The sequence below is a fragment of the Mangrovicoccus ximenensis genome, from assembly GCF_003056725.1.
In the GTDB taxonomy this organism is placed as follows: domain Bacteria; phylum Pseudomonadota; class Alphaproteobacteria; order Rhodobacterales; family Rhodobacteraceae; genus Mangrovicoccus; species Mangrovicoccus ximenensis.
Window position 1 is genome coordinate 819598 of record NZ_QBKZ01000015.1, and the last position, 16338, is coordinate 835935.

The 16338-nt window shown below is 68.1% G+C and carries 14 protein-coding genes and 1 pseudogene; 8 read left to right on the forward strand and 7 right to left on the reverse strand.

Annotated features, from left to right (window positions below):
* The first annotated feature begins 303 nt into the window (after positions 1–303).
* Entirely contained in the window at positions 304–867 is a 564-nt protein-coding gene (locus C7T91_RS20025) for an ATP-binding cassette domain-containing protein (protein WP_108260747.1), read from the forward strand.
* Positions 860–1021: an ATP-binding cassette domain-containing protein gene (locus C7T91_RS31750; protein WP_145962953.1), complete on the forward strand. Its 162-nt coding sequence runs from the start codon at positions 860–862 to the stop codon at positions 1019–1021. The genes C7T91_RS20025 and C7T91_RS31750 overlap by 8 nt, the downstream gene beginning before the upstream one ends.
* Before the next feature lie 292 nt (positions 1022–1313).
* Here the strand turns inward: C7T91_RS31750 and C7T91_RS20030 are convergent.
* The 3 genes and pseudogenes from C7T91_RS20030 to ileS all read right to left on the reverse strand — a co-directional run.
* Positions 1314–2219: pseudogene (locus C7T91_RS20030) on the reverse strand (transposase); the annotation flags it as partial.
* Positions 2220–2345: 126 nt separating this feature from the next.
* The gene (locus tag C7T91_RS20035) at positions 2346–2600 is read right to left on the reverse strand and encodes a hypothetical protein (protein WP_108260748.1); all 255 of its coding nucleotides are present in this window, start codon (positions 2598–2600) and stop codon (positions 2346–2348) included.
* Between the two features lie 497 nt (positions 2601–3097).
* Positions 3098–6070 (reverse strand): isoleucine--tRNA ligase, encoded by a 2973-nt coding sequence (ileS, locus tag C7T91_RS20040; protein WP_108260749.1) that lies wholly within the window; start codon positions 6068–6070, stop codon positions 3098–3100.
* A gap of 319 nt (positions 6071–6389) precedes the next feature.
* Here ileS and C7T91_RS20045 point away from each other — a divergent pair, with 319 nt between their 5' ends.
* Both C7T91_RS20045 and C7T91_RS20050 read left to right on the forward strand, forming a co-directional pair.
* Positions 6390–7655 (forward strand): PAS domain-containing protein, encoded by a 1266-nt coding sequence (locus C7T91_RS20045; protein WP_108260750.1) that lies wholly within the window; start codon positions 6390–6392, stop codon positions 7653–7655.
* A gap of 330 nt (positions 7656–7985) precedes the next feature.
* Positions 7986–8435 (forward strand): S8/S53 family peptidase, encoded by a 450-nt coding sequence (locus tag C7T91_RS20050; RefSeq protein ID WP_108260751.1) that lies wholly within the window; start codon positions 7986–7988, stop codon positions 8433–8435.
* Between the two features lie 451 nt (positions 8436–8886).
* On the opposite strand, the gene C7T91_RS20055 is transcribed toward C7T91_RS20050, so the two are convergent.
* The 4 genes from C7T91_RS20055 to C7T91_RS20070 are packed head-to-tail and all read right to left on the reverse strand — an operon-like array spanning position 8887 to position 12278.
* Positions 8887–9675: an SDR family oxidoreductase gene (locus C7T91_RS20055; protein WP_108260752.1), complete on the reverse strand. Its 789-nt coding sequence runs from the start codon at positions 9673–9675 to the stop codon at positions 8887–8889.
* 3 nt (positions 9676–9678) lie between these two features.
* Positions 9679–10608 (reverse strand): dihydrodipicolinate synthase family protein, encoded by a 930-nt coding sequence (locus C7T91_RS20060; RefSeq protein WP_108260753.1) that lies wholly within the window; start codon positions 10606–10608, stop codon positions 9679–9681.
* A gap of 10 nt (positions 10609–10618) precedes the next feature.
* Positions 10619–11473, reverse strand: coding sequence for a D-amino-acid transaminase (locus tag C7T91_RS20065; RefSeq protein ID WP_108260754.1), 855 nt, complete (start codon positions 11471–11473; stop codon positions 10619–10621).
* Between the two features lie 34 nt (positions 11474–11507).
* Positions 11508–12278, reverse strand: a complete 771-nt coding sequence (locus tag C7T91_RS20070; RefSeq protein WP_108260755.1) for a LamB/YcsF family protein — start codon at positions 12276–12278, stop codon at positions 11508–11510.
* Between the two features lie 181 nt (positions 12279–12459).
* On the opposite strand from C7T91_RS20070, the gene C7T91_RS20075 reads away from it, so the two are divergent.
* The 4 genes from C7T91_RS20075 to pxpB all read left to right on the forward strand — a co-directional run bounded on the left by C7T91_RS20075 (position 12460) and on the right by pxpB (position 16329).
* Complete coding sequence (locus C7T91_RS20075) at positions 12460–13443, forward strand: TRAP transporter substrate-binding protein (protein ID WP_108260756.1); 984 nt, start codon at positions 12460–12462, stop codon at positions 13441–13443.
* Between the two features lie 123 nt (positions 13444–13566).
* Complete coding sequence (locus C7T91_RS20080; RefSeq protein ID WP_108260757.1) at positions 13567–14136, forward strand: TRAP transporter small permease subunit; 570 nt, start codon at positions 13567–13569, stop codon at positions 14134–14136.
* A 4-nt stretch (positions 14137–14140) separates the two neighbouring features.
* Positions 14141–15442 carry a TRAP transporter large permease gene (locus C7T91_RS20085; protein ID WP_108260758.1) on the forward strand — a complete coding sequence of 434 codons (1302 nt, stop codon included), beginning with the start codon at positions 14141–14143 and terminating at the stop codon, positions 15440–15442.
* Positions 15442–16329: a 5-oxoprolinase subunit PxpB gene (pxpB, locus tag C7T91_RS20090; RefSeq protein WP_108260759.1), complete on the forward strand. Its 888-nt coding sequence runs from the start codon at positions 15442–15444 to the stop codon at positions 16327–16329. Before C7T91_RS20085 ends, pxpB begins: the two co-directional genes overlap by 1 nt.
* Positions 16330–16338 lie beyond the last annotated feature (9 nt).

The following is a 16338-nucleotide window of genomic DNA, read 5'->3' on the forward strand; positions in this document are numbered from 1 at the left end:
CAGCGGTTCGCCAGCGGCGTCCCAGCGAAGCGCCGCTCGCCTTTCCGGCACCCCTGCCGCCGAAGCGCACCCTTGGGCACCGGAAGATCGCCGGAAAATGTCCCTGCTGCCCCGGCGCCTTGGCCGAAGCGACGCCCGGAGCCCGTGCAAGCGGCGGCGATCTGCGCGGGAGCGCCTGAACAGGCCGTCACAGGCGGGGGGCCGATCAGCGTCCGGAAGAGCCCGGGATCATCCGGACATGCCCGCCAGCCTGCCGCGCTGGCATTGGCACCGGCAGCCCGGAGACGGAATCACGGAAAGGCCATGCGCGGCATCGGAGCGGTCCCGAAGCACGAGACCGCCGCCGACGGGGCCTGCGGAACGCCGGACAGGCGGGGCCGGAAATGCCGTTCCACCGGAGCCGCGGACGGAAACGTCCCGAACCCGCGCCCCGAAAAGGCCGCGCCCAGGCGCAGAGCCACGAGCCTCCGGAGGTTGGGCACCGCCGCCGCCGGTCCCTGCAGGGACTACCCGTCGCAGCTCTCGGGCGGCATGGCGCGCCGGGTGCTGCTCGCCATGGCCGCCTCCGGCGCGCCGGATCTGCTGGTCGCCGACGAACCCACGGCCGGGCTGGACCCGGAAAACCGCGACACCGTCCTGCGCCTGTTGCGGGACCATGCCGGGGCAGGCGGCGCGGTGCTCTTGATCACCCATGACCTGAAAGCCGCGCTGCCCTTTGCCGACCGGGTCGCGATTCTCGACGAGGGCCGGATGAGCGGGCTGGAACCGGCAGCTGCGTTCCGCGGCGACGGCGGCTTTCTGACCTCCGGCCATGCCCGCGCGCTCTGGCGGGCGCTGCCGGAAAACGGGTTCCGCGCCGATGCTTGAAGCGCAGGACCTGGCCGCAGGCTTCGGCGGCACACCGCTTTTCGAGGGGCTGAGCCTCCGGCTCGAACCCGGGCGCATCCTCGGCCTCGACGGACCCTCGGGCCGGGGCAAGACCACGCTCGGCCGGGTGCTGTCTCCGTATGGTTCAGGTTGAAGCGTCGAAACTCTGCCTCGATCCTACACCTCGATGGCCACCCGGGATCACACCGCTGGCTGCAGTGAAATTACACCAGCACCTCGGACACTATCGGAAAGGCGGAACAACGCCGGATCACAGCGATTGTCCCGATGCGGCGGAACCGGCACAGTTGCGCAAATCAGCTGATGACCGCAGTTTCCCTTCCCCTGGACACACTTTCCCATTGCCACGGTGACCGGGATGCCGAAGGCAGCGAGGCGGTTCATGAATGAGCGGCAAGCGTCATTGGTTCAAGCGCAGCCGCGAATGCGCGGGTCCGGACCTCGGCAACATGGCGGTCGAAATCCCGTGACATCAGCCTCTGGCCGAGCAGTTTCACGCAGGTCATTCAATCGCCGGGGAAAAGGTCCCCCGGACATTTTCCCGGTCCGGCTCATCTCTCCACCCTGCTGCGGCGGTGGTCCCCGCTCCGGTTCCGCCGGAGCGCCCGGCCGAGGTGCTTCGAGGTTCTCAGGATCCCGTTGCGCGCCCGGGCTCCCCCGTGTCCGGCTTCCATGGCCTCGCGTTGCGGCGGGGCGGAAGTGAGGAGGTTCAGAAAAAGGTCCGGGGGACCTTTTGCCCGACGAACCGCGTCCGCGTCACGGGCGGCGATGGCGTCATGGCTGGCGNGGCCCGGATCTCCAACCGTCGTCGGGGAAACGGTCCGCTGGACCGTTTCCTGATCCTCCTCCATTTCGTCTATGCCGAGGTGGATCTTGCGCCAGGAGCGGGCTGCGCCACCGGTCCGAGCGAACCCGCGAACACGTCGTTTGGAAACACCGTGCTTGCGGCTGTGCCGTGCTGCGCGCTTTCGCGGCGCCACTGGCGCCACGGTCCCGTCTCGCTCTGGCGGCGCGACAGGGTGCTGAAGTCCGGCACGGACCAGTCCAGCCCGGACAGTTCCAGCAGGCTCGCCATGACCCCCGTCTTCTGGCGGACCGGCCCGGACTCCCCCGGACGATTTCCTGAGCCTCCTCATTCGCCATACGCCTGCTGGCGGCCGCGGCGCCCGGACGGCGCCGCGGCCCATTGCATCGAGGGATCGGACCAGACGGTCGACGATCCGCGCTGCTTCAAAGCCTCGCTCGCCGTTGCGCTCGGACCGGTGGCGCGCAGCGGCTCGCTAGCCAAGCCAGTTGGCGGTCTTGCAGGCCGGTTGCGGCGGTCTGCTCATGCCAGCCCGCGACTACATTGCATTCACGATGTGAATCCCAGGCCGTCTTTGTGCAACATGGCCCATCTACCTGATCGCTATCCTTCTTGTCTTGCCTCGCGATCATCGGGCCATTCCCGCAGCGATCTAGAAAATGATCGTTGGCACAATGTCCTTGGCCGCGACAGCGCCATGGTTCTTCAGGTGGGGCTTCATCTGCATGGGAATGATGCCCGGCCGCGAGGAATTGGCGCTCAAAAAGGAGATGGAGCTCTTGTCGCGGCTCGAGCGGCTGCACGCCATGGACCCGGGCAAGGCGATCCAAGAATTGCCCTTCTGCCGGAAACGGAGCGCCGGGACGTCGGACTGCAAAAATAGATCCGATGACAGGTCGCCCTGCACCTGTCGGCAATCGAGCCGGAGGCGCGTCGTCCGTGCCGTTCTTGCCCCCGAAAATTCACCTTCCGACGCAAGCGTCCTGGGGGCTGCAGTCTTGCGGGCTAGCGTGTTGGGGCGGATTCGGGCTTCCGGTGCCAAGAGGCGTCGTTGCAGCCCTCTGATGCCTGTGGAGTCACTTCGCAAATCCATGCGGTTGCACGGGCCGCATGGGCAAGCCGTGTCCCGCCTGCCGTCGCAGGACGACTTGGTCCGGCTGCAGCGCGCGGCTGCGCAAGCGGGGGGCTCTCCCGATCCGGGCCGGCAGGGACATGGCCCGGGGCGCGTCGCGCGATGGGCGGCCTGGATGTCCGCCTGCGTTTTCCGGTGCGGCCATCCAAGTCTGCCTTCCGGTCAAAGGGCCTGTCCAAGGTGCCCTATGGCCAAATCGCCGGGAGGGTGGCCGGCCTGCTCCGGCCGACGGGGAGGCCCGCGGGAGAGGGCCGCGCCCCTCCCGCCCTTGATCAGCCCAGGGCCTCGTCGCAGCGGCTGCAGACGCCCGCATGGGCATGCGTGCCGACATCCGGCAGCACCTTCCAGCAGCGCTCGCATTTGCCGCCCTCGGCCTCGCGGAACACCACGCCCACGCCCGGCACGTCCGGCAGGGTGAAGGCGCCTTCCGGAACCGGATCGGTGCTGAGCTCCACCGCGGAGGTGATGCAGATGTCCGCGAAGAACTGCGGGTTGTCGATCATCGCCACCACATCGGCCGGGGCATGGATCACCGGCGCGGCTTCCAGCGCCGAGCCGATCACCTTCTCGCGGCGCTGCAGCTCGAGACAGCCGGTGACGACGCGGCGGACATTGCGCAGCGTCTCCCAGCGGGCGCGCAGCTGCGGCGCCTTCCATTCCGGATTGGCCGCCGGGAAGTCCTGCAGGTGGATCGACGACGTCTCGCCCGGGAAGCGCTCCAGCCAGACTTCCTCCATGGTGAAGACCAGAACCGGCGCGAGCCAGGCGGTCAGCCGGTGGAAGAGGATGTCCAGAACCGTGCGGGCCGAGCGGCGGCGGATGCTGTCGGGCGCGTCGCAATAGAGCACATCCTTGCGGATGTCGAAATAGACCGACGACAGGTTCACCGTGGCGAAGTTGAACACCCGGTTGAACACGCCCTGGAAGTCGTAGGCGGCATAGCCGTCGCGCACCACGTCATCGAGTTCCGCGACCCAGTCGAGAACCATGCGCTCGAGCTCGGTCATCTCGGACACGTCGATCCGCTCTTCCTCGGTGAAGCCCGCGAGGTTGCCCAGCAGGAACCGCATCGTGTTGCGCAGGCGGCGGTAGCTGTCCGCGGTGCCCTTGAGGATTTCCGGGCCGATCCGCAGGTCGGCGGTGTAGTCCGACTGCGCCACCCAGAGCCGCAGGATGTCGGCGCCGTATTGCTGGATCACCTGCTCGGGCGCGACGGTGTTGCCCAAGCTCTTGGACATCTTCATGCCCTTCTCGTCCAGCGTGAAGCCGTGGGTCAGCACGCCCCGGTAGGGCGCCCTCCCCTTGGTGCCGCAGGCCTGCAGCATCGAGGAGTGGAACCAGCCGCGATGCTGGTCGGTGCCTTCGAGATAGAGATCGGCGATGCCGTCCGCCGAGCCGTCCTCGCGGTCGCGCAGCACGAAGGCATGGGTCGAGCCGGAATCGAACCAGACGTCGAGAATGTCGAAGACCTGCTCCCACTCGTCCGGATTGTAGCCGTTGCCGAGGAACCGCTCCTTGGCACCGTCCTGATACCAGGCATCCGCGCCTTCCGCCTCGAAGGCGGCGGCGATGCGGGCGTTGACCTCGGGGTCGCGCAGCAGGAAGTCGGGATCGGTCGGCAGCTTGCCCTTGCGGGTGAAGCAGGTCAGCGGAACGCCCCAGGCGCGCTGGCGCGACAGCACCCAGTCGGGCCGCGCCTCGATCATGGAATACAGCCGGTTGCGGCCGGTCTTCGGCGTCCAGGTCACCAGCTGGTCGATCGAGGTCAGCGCGCGCTGGCGGATCGTCTTGCCGAACTCGTCCTGCCCGTCGCCGACCTCGCGGTCGATGGCGGCAAACCATTGCGGCGTGTTGCGGTAGATCACCGGCGCCTTGGAGCGCCAGCTATGCGGATAGCTGTGCTTGACCTGGCCGCGCGCGATGATGCCGCCGGCTTCGACCAGCTTCTCGATCACGGCGCGGTTGGCCTTGCCTTCCTTGCCCTTGCGGTCGAAGACCTGCAGCCCGGCGAAGAACGGCACATGCGGCAGGAACTCGGATTCCTCGCCGACATTGTGGGTCATCCGGTCGATCCAGTTGCGCGCGACGAAGGCTTCGTAGTCCTCCTGGCCGTGCGACGGCGCAGTATGGACGAAGCCCGTGCCCGCATCGTCGGTCACGTGGTCGCCGTCGATCGCCGGAACGTCGTAGTCCCAGAAGCCCTCGGCACCGTCCATTCCCGCGAAGGGATGCGACAGCACGAGACCGCCCAGCTCGTCGGCCGAGACGCTGCGCACCCGCTCGTATTCGGTGACCCGCGCCTTCTCCAGCGCATCGCCCGCCAGCTTGTCGGCGAAGACATAGAGCTCGCCCGCGGCGGTCCAGCTTTCCTCCTGCGTGGCTTTCACGCGGTAGAGGCCGTACTCGATGGAGTTCGAGAAGGCGACCGCCTTGTTCGACGGGATCGTCCAGGGGGTCGTGGTCCAGATCACCACCCGCGCCTGCGCCATCTCCTCGTCGAGCAGCGCCTGGTTCGCCGTGTCGTAGTCGCCGCCCTCGTCGTCGAAGGGCACCGGCGCGCCCTCGGCGCGGCGCACATTGAAGGCCACCCAGATCGTGTGGGACTTGTGGTCGTGGTACTCGACCTCGGCCTCGGCCAGCGCGGTCTTCTCCACGGGGCTCCACATCACCGGCTTCGAGCCCTGGTAGAGCGTGCCGGTCATCAGGAACTTCATGAATTCCTCGGCGATCACCCGCTCGGCGTGGAAGTCCATCGTCAGATAGGGCTTCTCCCACTTGCCGGTGACGCCCAGCCGCTTGAACTCCTCTCGCTGGATATCGATCCAGCCCTCGGCGAAGGTCCGGCATTCCTGGCGGAAGTCGATGACCGGGACCTCGTCCTTGTTCTTGCCCTTGGCGCGGTACTGCTCTTCGATCTTCCACTCGATCGGCAGGCCGTGGCAGTCCCAGCCGGGGATGTAGCGCGCGTCCCTGCCCATCATCTGCTGGCTGCGGACGACCATGTCCTTCAGCACCTTGTTCAGCGCGTGGCCGATATGCAGGTGGCCGTTGGCATAGGGAGGGCCGTCATGCAGCGTGAAGGGCGCCCGGCCCTCCTTTTCCCGCAGCCGGTCGTAGATCCCGATCTCCTCCCAGCGCGCCAGCCAGCCCGGCTCGCGCTTGGGCAGCCCCGCGCGCATCGGGAAATCGGTTTTCGGCAGGAACAGGGTGTCTTTGTAGTCGGGGGTCTCGGTCTCAGACGACATGCGGACGGTCCTCAAGGGGGAATTCGTGAACGGCGATGGCGGCGCGAGGGATCATGCACCTTGGCCCGGCAACTCAAGCGTGGAGCGCCGGGCGGATAATTCGCGCAATAATGATGCACATCGCGGTCATGGCGCGGGTTATAGGCAGGCAAAAGGCCGAGGTAAACACCCGCCGGGCGGCCCGGCGCCATTAAGCCTTCGCAAACCGCGAGTCGCCTAGGGTCGCGGCATCGCCGCCCCGCAGCAGCGGGCGATGCCGCGAAAACCGGAGGAGCCGCGTGACAGATATCGGAACAGCACAGCCCGTGCCGGGCCCGGCATGAGGCCGCCCTCCACCTGCCTGCACCGCCCCGCCAAGGGCGAGGCCCCGTTCCTTGCCGGGGAACTGTTCTTCTCCCGCACCGATCCCCGCGGGGTGATCGCCACCGGCAACACGGTGTTCCAGCGCGTGGCGGACCACCCCTGGGACCGGCTGATCGGCGCGCCGCACAAGATCATCCGCCACAAAGACATGCCGAAGGGCGTGTTCCACCTGCTCTGGGCGACGATCAAGGCGGGCGAGCCGATCGGCGCCTATGTCAAGAACATGGCCTGCGACGGGCTGCACTACTGGGTCTTCGCCATCGTCACCCCGGTCAAGGGCGGCTATCTCTCGGTCCGGCTGAAGCCGCTCAGCCCGCTGCTGAAGACGGTCGAGGCGGAATATGCCGCGCTGCTGGCGCGCGAGCGCAGCGGCGAGCTCGACCCCGAAGCCTCGGCGGAGCGCCTGCTCTCGCGGCTGGCGGACTTGGGCTTCCCCAGCTACGGCGCCTTCATGTCGCATGCGCTGGCTGCGGAGACCGAGGCACGCGCCCGCGCGCTCGGCCGCAGCCCCGGCCCTTGGCTGGAGCCGTTCCGCACGATTTCCGCAGCCGTGGCCGACGTCGCAGCCCAGACCCGCGAACTCTCGGCCGTGTTCGAAAGCATCCGCGGCATCCCCTACAACATGCGCATCCTCGCCTCGCGGCTCGAAGCGGCCGGCGGTCCGATCAGCGTGATCTCGGCCAATTACGGCATCCTCTCGGAGGAAATCGGCGGCTGGATGCGCAGTTTCGCCGACGAGTCGGGCGGCGCCTTCGCCGATATCCGCAAGGCGGTGGAACAGGCGCTCTTCCGGCAATGCATGGCGCAGATCCAGCAGGAAATGGCTGCTGCCTTTCCCCGCGAAACCGGGCTCGACGCGCATATGGACGTGGCGGCCGAGGCGCGGATGCTGGAAACCCAGGCCGCTGCACATGACGCGGCCGCGCAGGACGGCATGGTTCTGGTCGCGCGCCAGGCCGAGCGGTTCAGCCTGTCCGTGCGCGACATGAAGCGGCTGATCACCGGGCTCGGCGCGACGCGCATGATGTGCAAGATCGAGGGCGCCAGGCTGCGCAACACCGGCGACAACCTCACAAGCGTGATCCGGCAGCTCGACCAGTTCCAGGAAAACATCGAGGAACGGCTGCAGCGGATCGACGACAAGAACCGCCTTGTCCAGCGCACCTCCTGCGCCCTGACCGAAAGCGGCCAAGGCACCGCCCTTCCCGCCGCTGCACATTGACCCGTCCCTTCCATGTCCGCAGTCCGGGATGGCCTCCGGCCAGCCCGCAGGACGTCATTCCCCGTCGGCGCCTGTGGCTCCGTCCGGCCTTTGCGGCGGTCCCCGCTGCAGACGAACCGGGCCGCCCTGCGACAGGGGCAGGACCGAGTCCGGCATTCCGGCGCGGCCGAGATGGGATGCCCCGTTCGCCAGGCCGCGGAGGAAAACGCCCGAAGGCGCCCCGGCCGGCTATCGGGCGTAGCAGGCTGCTGAAATAGTCGGGGGAGCGGAATTGACGGGCCGGGCGCCATTGCCGCGCTCGAGGCGCTGGAGCCCTCGGCGACGGCGGGGGTGAACCACGCCTACCGCATTGCCGCGCAGAATCCCGCGCGCGCCGGGCTCGACTACGCGACCGCGATGATGGGCTGGCCGGACCGGCCCTGTCCTGCCCAGGGACCGATCGGCATGATCGACACCGGCATCGACGCCGCGCTGCCCGAGCTGTCGGAAGTCCGGATCGTCGAGGAACGCTTCCAGCGCGGGACGCCCGCTCCGGTCCTCCACGGCACCGAGATCGCCGTCCTGCTGGCCGATCCCCGCCGCCTCTCCGGCGTCACGCTCTACAGTGCGGCCGTGGTCGGCACGTCGGCGCGCGGCCAGCAGGAAGCCGGGGTCGACAGCCTTCTGCAGGCGCTTGACTGGATGGCGGCGCAGGGGGCAGCCTCGTCAATGTCAGCCTGGCAGGCCCCTACAACAAGCTGCTCGACCGGGGCATCGGCTCGGCCCGGGCGCATGGCGTGACGGTCGTCGCCGCGGTCGGCAATGACGGCCCCCGCGCCGCCAAGGACGATGCATGATATACCAAGCAAGATGAAAGCCGCAGACCGAGCGGACGGCTGGACGCCACCTGCAGGTCCGCGCGCTGGTCAGGCGGCACGCGCTGCTGGACGCCGATCGGTTGCGCCTGGCTCGGCCCGGAACGGCCGGAAGAGATGCCGAGAGGCCAAGGGGCCGCCGACGCGCTCCCCAGGGGAACAGTCGGAGGCGGGCCCACGGCCGGGACGGGGGAGCGTACAGCCTGAACACGGGCGCTGATGGCACCCCCGTTGAAAAACGCCGCACGCCTTCCCGGGGTCGATGCGGATTGACCATCGGCACCGGGCCCGGACTCCGCGCCTTCGCAGGAAGGTTCGGCCCCCGGCCATCCAAGCTGAGTGACACCGGGCCCGTTTCCGGGCCCGGCCAAGCGGGTTCAGATCCCGCGGATCATGCCGCCGTCGCAGCGGATCATGCCGCCGGTGACATAGGAAGCCGGAGCGGAGCAGAGGAAAGCCGCGACGGCAGCGAATTCCTCGACGCGGCCATAGCGTCCGGCCGGAATCGTGGCGCGGGAGGCCGCGCGCACGGCGTCGATCTCCTTGCCTTGGCGCTCGGCGGCGGCGGCATCAAGCTGGTCAACCCGGTCGGTATGGATGCGCCCCGGCAGCAGCAGGTTCGAGGTCACGCCGTCGGCAGCCACTTCGGAGGCCAGCGTCTTCGACCAGCCCGAGAGCGCGGCGCGAAGCGTGTTCGACAGGGCGAGATTCGGGATCGGCTGCGCGACCCCCGAGGAGGCGAGCGTCAGGATGCGGCCCCAGCCCGCCGCGCGCATGGCGGGAAGCAGCGCGGTGGTCAGGCCGATCACCGGCGCGACCATGGATTGCGCGGCCGCCATGACGGCATCCGCCGTCATCGCCTGCGCCCCGCCGGGCTTCGGCCCGCCGGTGTTGTTGACGAGGATGTCGACGCCGCCGAGCCGTTCACCGGCGGCTTCCGCGAGCTTCGCCGCGAAATCCGGATCGGCGAGGTTGGAGGCGACCCACTGTGCCTGCCCCTGCCCCGCGGCATTGATCTCCGCCGCTGCCGCGACGAACGCGGCTTCGTCGCGCCCGGTCAGCAGGACGGAGGCGCCCTCAGCTGCCAGCGCCGCCGCGACACCGCGGCCGAGTCCGCGCGAGGAGGCGAGAACCAGCGCGCGCTTTCCGTTCAGTCCGAGATCCATGGGTCAGAGTCCTTCCAGCTTGGCTTCGGTGCGGGCCATCAGCCGGTCGAGCTCGGCGATGTCGGTTGCATTGAGTTTCGGCCCCGGCGCACGGGTGCCGGAATGGGCGATGGCGCCGCGCTTCGTCAGCACATGCTTGCGCAGCGCGAGGCCCCAGCCCGGCTGCTGCTCGTGGCGCAGGATCGGGACATAGGCGTCGAACAGGTCCTCGGCCTCATCCGCCTTCCCGGCGCGGAACAGCTCCACGCAGCGCACCAGCGCCTCCGGATAGGCGAAGCCCGTCATCGCGCCATCGGCGCCGCGCGCCAGTTCCTGCGGCAGGTAGAGTCCGCCATTGCCGCACAGGATCGACAGCCGCGGAACATCGCCCCCGGCTTCATGCTCCCGCAGCGCCGAGATCTTGGTCAGCCCCGGCCAGTCCTCGTGCTTGAGCATCACCATCTGCGGCAGGTCGTTCGACAGCCTGCGGATCAGCCCGGCAGAGACCGGCACACCGGTCGCCAGCGGGAAATCCTGGAAGCAGAGAGGCACGTCCGGGCCGAGCGCCTGGGCGACGGCGTGGAAATAGCCCTCCACCCGGTCCTCGCGGGCCGGGCCGCGGTTCGGGGCGACCATGACCCCGGCCGCGCCCTTGTCCATGGCGTAGCGACCCAGATCGGCGAGATTGCCGAGACCGGCGTCGGAGACGCCCACCACCACGGGCATGTCGCCCGCACGGTAGAGGAAACGGTCGAGCACGGCACGGCGCTCTTCCTGGGTCAGCTTGTCGGCCTCGCCCATCATGCCGAGCACGGTCATGCCGGTGACGCCGTGGCCGCGGTAGAATTCGACCAGCGTATCGATGCTGGCATAGTCGACGCTGCCGTCCCCGGCAAAGGGGGTGGCGGCGATGATGTAGACGCCGGACGAGGTCCGGTCGATCAGATGTGTCATTGCGGCCTCCTCAGATCGCGGCGGCGCGGCGGGTGTCGATATAGAGCTGGCGCAGGTCGCGCGCGACCGGGCCGGGACGGCCGGTGCCGATCGTGGCGCCGTCGATCGAGACCACCGGCAGCACGAAATTCGTGGCCGAGGTGATGAAGGCTTCGTCGGCAGCGCGGGCCTCGGCGACGGTGAAGGCGCGTTCCTCGATCTCCAGCCCGTGGCGTCCGGCCAGCTCCAGAACACCTGCGCGGGTGACGCCGGGCAGGAGCGCATGGGACAGCTCGCGGGTGATCAGCTTGCCGCCGGTGATGATATGCGCGGTGGCGGAAGAGGCTTCGGTCACGACGCCATCCTCGACCAGCCAGGCATCGTCGCAGCCGCGTGCCTTGGCCTCCATCTTGGCCATCGACGGATAGAGCAGCTGCACCGTCTTGATGTCGCGGCGCCCCCAGCGCAGGTCGGGGACGGTGGCGATCTTGATGCCCTTTTCGGCCGCCGGGTTCTTCAGGGCGTTCTTGGCCTGGGTGAACATCACCAGCGTCGGCGGCGTGTCCTCGGGCGGATAGGCGAAATCGCGGTCCTGCTCGCCGCGGGTCAGCTGGAGGTAGATCATGCCCTGGTCGAGCTTGTTCATCGCGACGATCTGGCGGTGCGCATCAAGCAGTTCCTCGTCGGAGAGCGGCACGGGAATGCCGAGCGCCGCTGCCGAGCGCTTCAGGCGGGCGGCATGGGGACCGTAGTCGATCAGCATGCCGTCAAGCACGCAGGTCACTTCGTAGATGGCGTCGGCCATGGTGAAACCGCGGTCGAAGATCGACACTTTCGCTTCGGTTTCGGGCAGCCAGGAGCCGTTGAGATAGACGATGCGGGTCATTGGGGAGGTCTCGTTACTTGTACTTCGGGAAGGGTCAGGGACGGGCGAAGGGGGAGATGCCGACGCCATTCTCGGCGAGCGCGGCCCGCAGCGTGCGGGCCATCTCGACGGCGCCGGGCGTGTCGCCATGGACGCAGAGCGTGGCGGGTTCCACGGGCAGCCGCTTGCCGCCAGTGGTCGGAATGTGGCCGTTCACGACCATTTCCAGCACCTGCTCCAGGCTTTCCTGAGGGTCATGGATCACGGCGCCGGGCTGGTTGCGCGGGGTCAGTTCGCCTTGGTCGGTATAGCTGCGGTCGGCATAGATCTCGCAGGCAACGGCCAGCCCCGCCTTCTCGGCGGCGGCATAGGTCTCGGAATAGGGCAACGAGACATAGGTGAGCGAGGGATCGACGGCCTTGACCGCACGCACGCAGAGCGCGGCAAGATCGGCATCGACCGCGGCCATGTTGCCGAGCGCGCCATGCGTCTTCACATGGGTCATGGCGTGGCCCTCGATCTCGGCCATGCCGCGCATCGCGGCAATCTGGTAGATCAGCTGCGCCTCCAGATCCTCGGGGCGCTCGCCCGAGATGCGGCGGCGGCCGAATCCGTAGAGATCGGCGAAGGAGGGATGCGCACCGACGGAAACGCCCTTCTCCTTCGCCAGGCGAATCGTCCGGCGCATCACCACGGGGTCGCCGGCATGGAAGCCGCAGGCGATATTTGCCGTGGAAACAAGGTCCAGCATGGCGGCGTCGTCGCCAATGGTCCAAGCGCCGAAGCTCTCGCCCATGTCGCAGTTCAGGTCGATCGTCCGGGTCATGTCATTCCTCTGTTGCACTCTTTGTCATCGACTGGGTCGGCTTGCGCGCAAAAAGTAGTCATTTTGCAGCGCTACATTCGCAATCGCGACGTTGCCGGTTTCGTCCGGGATACTGCTGGTATACTGAAATGGCAAGCCTCGAGTGGCTGACAAACTGCCTCTACCAGCAAGGAAAATACATATGAAACAGGGACATAACGCGGCTTTGGCTGCGCTTCTCACCGTCGCTGCCGCAGCCCCGGCGCTTGCCGAGACCGATTGGGACATGTCCGTGGTCTGGCCGGAAGGAAACTTCCACACGCAGAACGCCATGGCCTTCGCAGAGAAGGTGAAGGAAGTGACCGACGGCGAGGTGAACATCACCATCCATTCCGGCGGCGCGCTCGGCATCAAGGGGCCGGAAGGCATGGCAGCGGTCCGCGACGGCATCGTGCCGATCGCCGACATCCTGATGAGCCAGCAGGTCGGCGAGAACCCGGCGCTCGGCGTCGAGACCCTGCCCTTCCTGGCGCCGACCAGCCAGGACCTGGCGCTTCTGCACAAGTTCTACCGCCCGCTGATCGAGAAGATCGCAGGCGAGATGAACCAGAAGCTGCTCTACATGACCCCCTGGCCGGGCCAGGCGGTGTTCTCGCCGGAACCGATCGAGACGCTGGCGGACATCTCCGGCCTGAAGATCCGCGTCGTCGATGCCAACGGCCATGACTTCTTCGAGGCGCTCGGCGCCGCGCCGGTGCAGATGCCCTGGGGCGAGGTGATCCCGTCCCTGGCCGCCGGCACGATCGAGGGCGTCACGACCTCCTCCTCCTCGGGCGTGGACGGCGCGTTCTGGGAGTTCATGGACAACATGAGCACCTTCAACTGGCAGGCTTCCTCCAACATCGTAACCGTCAATCTCGACGCCTGGAACGACCTGTCGGACGGGGACCAGAAGGCGATCGAGGACGCCGCGGCAGCCATGGAAGGCCAGTTCTGGCTGAATTCCCGCGCCGAGGATGCCAGCAAGATCGCCACCCTCGAAGAGCACGGCATGACCGTCACCGCCCCCTCGGCCGAGCTGAAGGCGGAGCTGCTGGAGAAGGCGCTGCCGCTGTGGGACGCTTTCAAGGAACGCGTGCCGGAGGCCGCGCCGGTGGTCGACGCCTACCTGGACGCGCGCGACTGACGCCTGCCCGCCAACCTGCGGCTGCCGCGCATCCCCGCGGCGGCTGCTTCCGGCCGGACGGCGCTGTCCCTCCCTCCCCCTCCGGGGCAGCGCCTTCCCCGAATTCCCGATAGCGGAGACCGCATGCAGAGCAAGCCTTCCCACCCTGCCCCCGACGATCCCTCCGGCCCTGCCGCGGGCCGCTTCGCCTGGTTCATCGCGCCTGCCGACCGGCTGGCCGACATCGCCAATGTTGCTGCCGCGCTCTGCCTGCTGGCGATCTTCGGACTCGTCGGAGCCGAGGTGCTGGCCCGCAACCTCGCCAATACCTCGATCTCCTTTTCCTGGGATGTCGCCGCCTACCTGATGGGGTCGTGCTTCATGCTGTCCTGCGCCAGCGCGCTGAAATCCGGCAGCCACGTGCGCGTCACCGGCCTGGCCGAGAACCTGCCGCCGAAAGCGGCGCACGCGCTCGACCTCTTCGCGTGCTTCGCGGGACTTGCCGCCGCCGTCATGCTGGCCTGGGCAATCGGCCAGATGGCCTGGCTCAGCTTCGAGCGCGGCTCCACCTCTGCCTCGGTCGTCCGAATTCCGCTCGTGTTGCCGCAGTCGGTGCTGGCCTTCGGCGCCATCCTCCTCTGCCTGCAGCTTGCCGCCCAGTTCCTGCGGCTGGTCCGCGGCGAAGGCCTTCCCGCTGGTTCCGGACTGGAGTGATCCCATGGCCAAGATTTCCTTCACACTGCTCGGGCTCCTGGCCCTGCTGCTCGGCTCCGGCGTCTGGATCGGGCTCGGCCTGATCGGCAGCGGCGCGGGCATGCTCGCCCTCTTCAAGCCCAACATGCCGGTCGAGAAGCTGATCGCGCAGCAAGCCTTCAACGTGCTCTCCTCGGCGGAACTGCTGGCACTGCCGCTCTTCATCCTGATGGCGGAGCTGCTGTTCCGCACCAAGATTTCCGAGGCGCTGTTCACCGGCCTCTCGCCCTGGCTGCGCCGCGTGCCCGGCCGCCTGAGCCACCTGACCGTTCTCGGCTGCACCATGTTCGCCTCGGTCTGCGGCTCGTCGGCTGCGACCACCGCGACGGTCGGCCGGATCACCGCGAAACAGCTGCTCGACCGCGGCTATGACCGCGGGCTGGTGACCGGATCGCTGGCGGGCGCCGGCACGCTCGGCTTCCTGATCCCGCCCTCGACGATCATGATCATCTACGGCGTCATGGCCGAGGAATCGGTACTGCGCCTCTTCATCGCGGGCATCCTGCCGGGGCTGATGATCGCCGCCGCCTACATGGGCTATCTCGGCCTGCGCGCGGTGATGAACCCATCCCTGGTCGGCACGCCGCCCGCGCCTACGAGCTTTGTCGAGAAGTTGCGCGCGCTGAAGGACCTGGGACCGCTCATGGTTCTGATCTTCATCGTCATCGGCTCGATGTATGCCGGTTTCGCCTCGCCGACCGAAGCGGCCGCGGTGGGTGTCTTCGGCGCCATGGCCATCGGCATCTTCCAGCGGACGCTGGACCTGCGCGGCCTCCTGGCCTCCTGCCGCGCCGCAGCAGACAGCTGCGCCATGATCGGCCTGATCATGATCGGCGCCATGTTCCTCTCCACCGCCATCGGCTATCTCGGCCTGCCGCGCTACATCGCCGGCACGATCGAGGGCTGGGGCCTGTCGCCGCTGGCGCTGATCCTGATGCTGCTGGTCTTCTACGTGATCCTCGGCACCGTGATGGAAGGACTGGGCTGCATCGTGATGACGCTGCCGATCACCCTGCCGCTGATCGAAGCAGCAGGCTATTCCAAGGTCTGGTTCGGCATTTTCCTGGTGGTCGTGATCGAGATGGCGCAGATTTCCCCGCCCGTGGGCTTCAACCTGACCGTGATCCAGCGGATCACCGGAGACTCGATCGGCAAGATCACGCGCGCCACCCTGCCGTTCTTCCTGATCCTCGCGGGCTTCGTCGTGCTCATCGCCGTGGTGCCGGGCATCGTCGACGTGGTGCCGAACATGATGGCGGACCGCTGATGCCGAACGCTGGCTACATCCCGCGCCTGCTCCCCTCGGGCGACCAGGCGCTGACCTTCCAGATCTCCGAAGCCGTCGACGAAGGCGCCAACCGGCGGATCATCGCGCTGGCCGCCGCACTCGACCTGGCCGTCGAAAGCGGTGCGATCCCGGGCGTCACCGAGCGCGTGCCGACCTACCGCTCGCTTCTCGTGCGCTACGATCCCGAGCGGATCCGCGGCGCGGCACTCGGCGAAGCGCTGCTGGCGCTCTATGCAGGGCTAGAGACCGGAGCGGAGACCGGGCGGCTGTGGCACGTGCCGGTGCATTACGGCGGCCCGGCCGCGCTCGACCTCGAGAGCCTTGCCGAAGAGAAGGGCATGACCCCCGAGGAGCTGATCGCACTGCATTCGGGGGCCGAATACCGCGTCTACATGATCGGTTTCGCCCCTGGCTTCGCCTATCTCGGCGGGCTGCCCGAGATCCTGCATGCCCCGCGCCTGCCGCAGCCGCGCCAGCTGGTTCCGGCAGGCGCGGTCGGCATCGGCGGCAAGCAGGGCAACATCAATTCCGTGGCCGGTCCCTCGGGCTGGCGGTTCCTCGGGGCGACGCCGGTGCGGCTCTTCGATCCGCGCCGTGCCGATCCGTTCCTGCTGGAGGCGGGCGACCGCGTCCGGTTCGAGCCGGTCGATGCCGCCGCCGGCTGCCTGCGGGCCCGGGATCGCCCGGGCGCCGCTGCCGGTGACGCTGCCCGACATGCAGATGTACCTTGGCTGGCACCGGCGGCTGCAGGGCGATCCGGCGGCGCGCTGGTTCCGGGAGCTGGTCGCCGAGGCCACGGCGGCCTATCGCGCCGCCTGATGGCATTTCCCCGGTCCTTGCCTATATTCGGGGAGCACCGGAAATAAGGAGCGCGC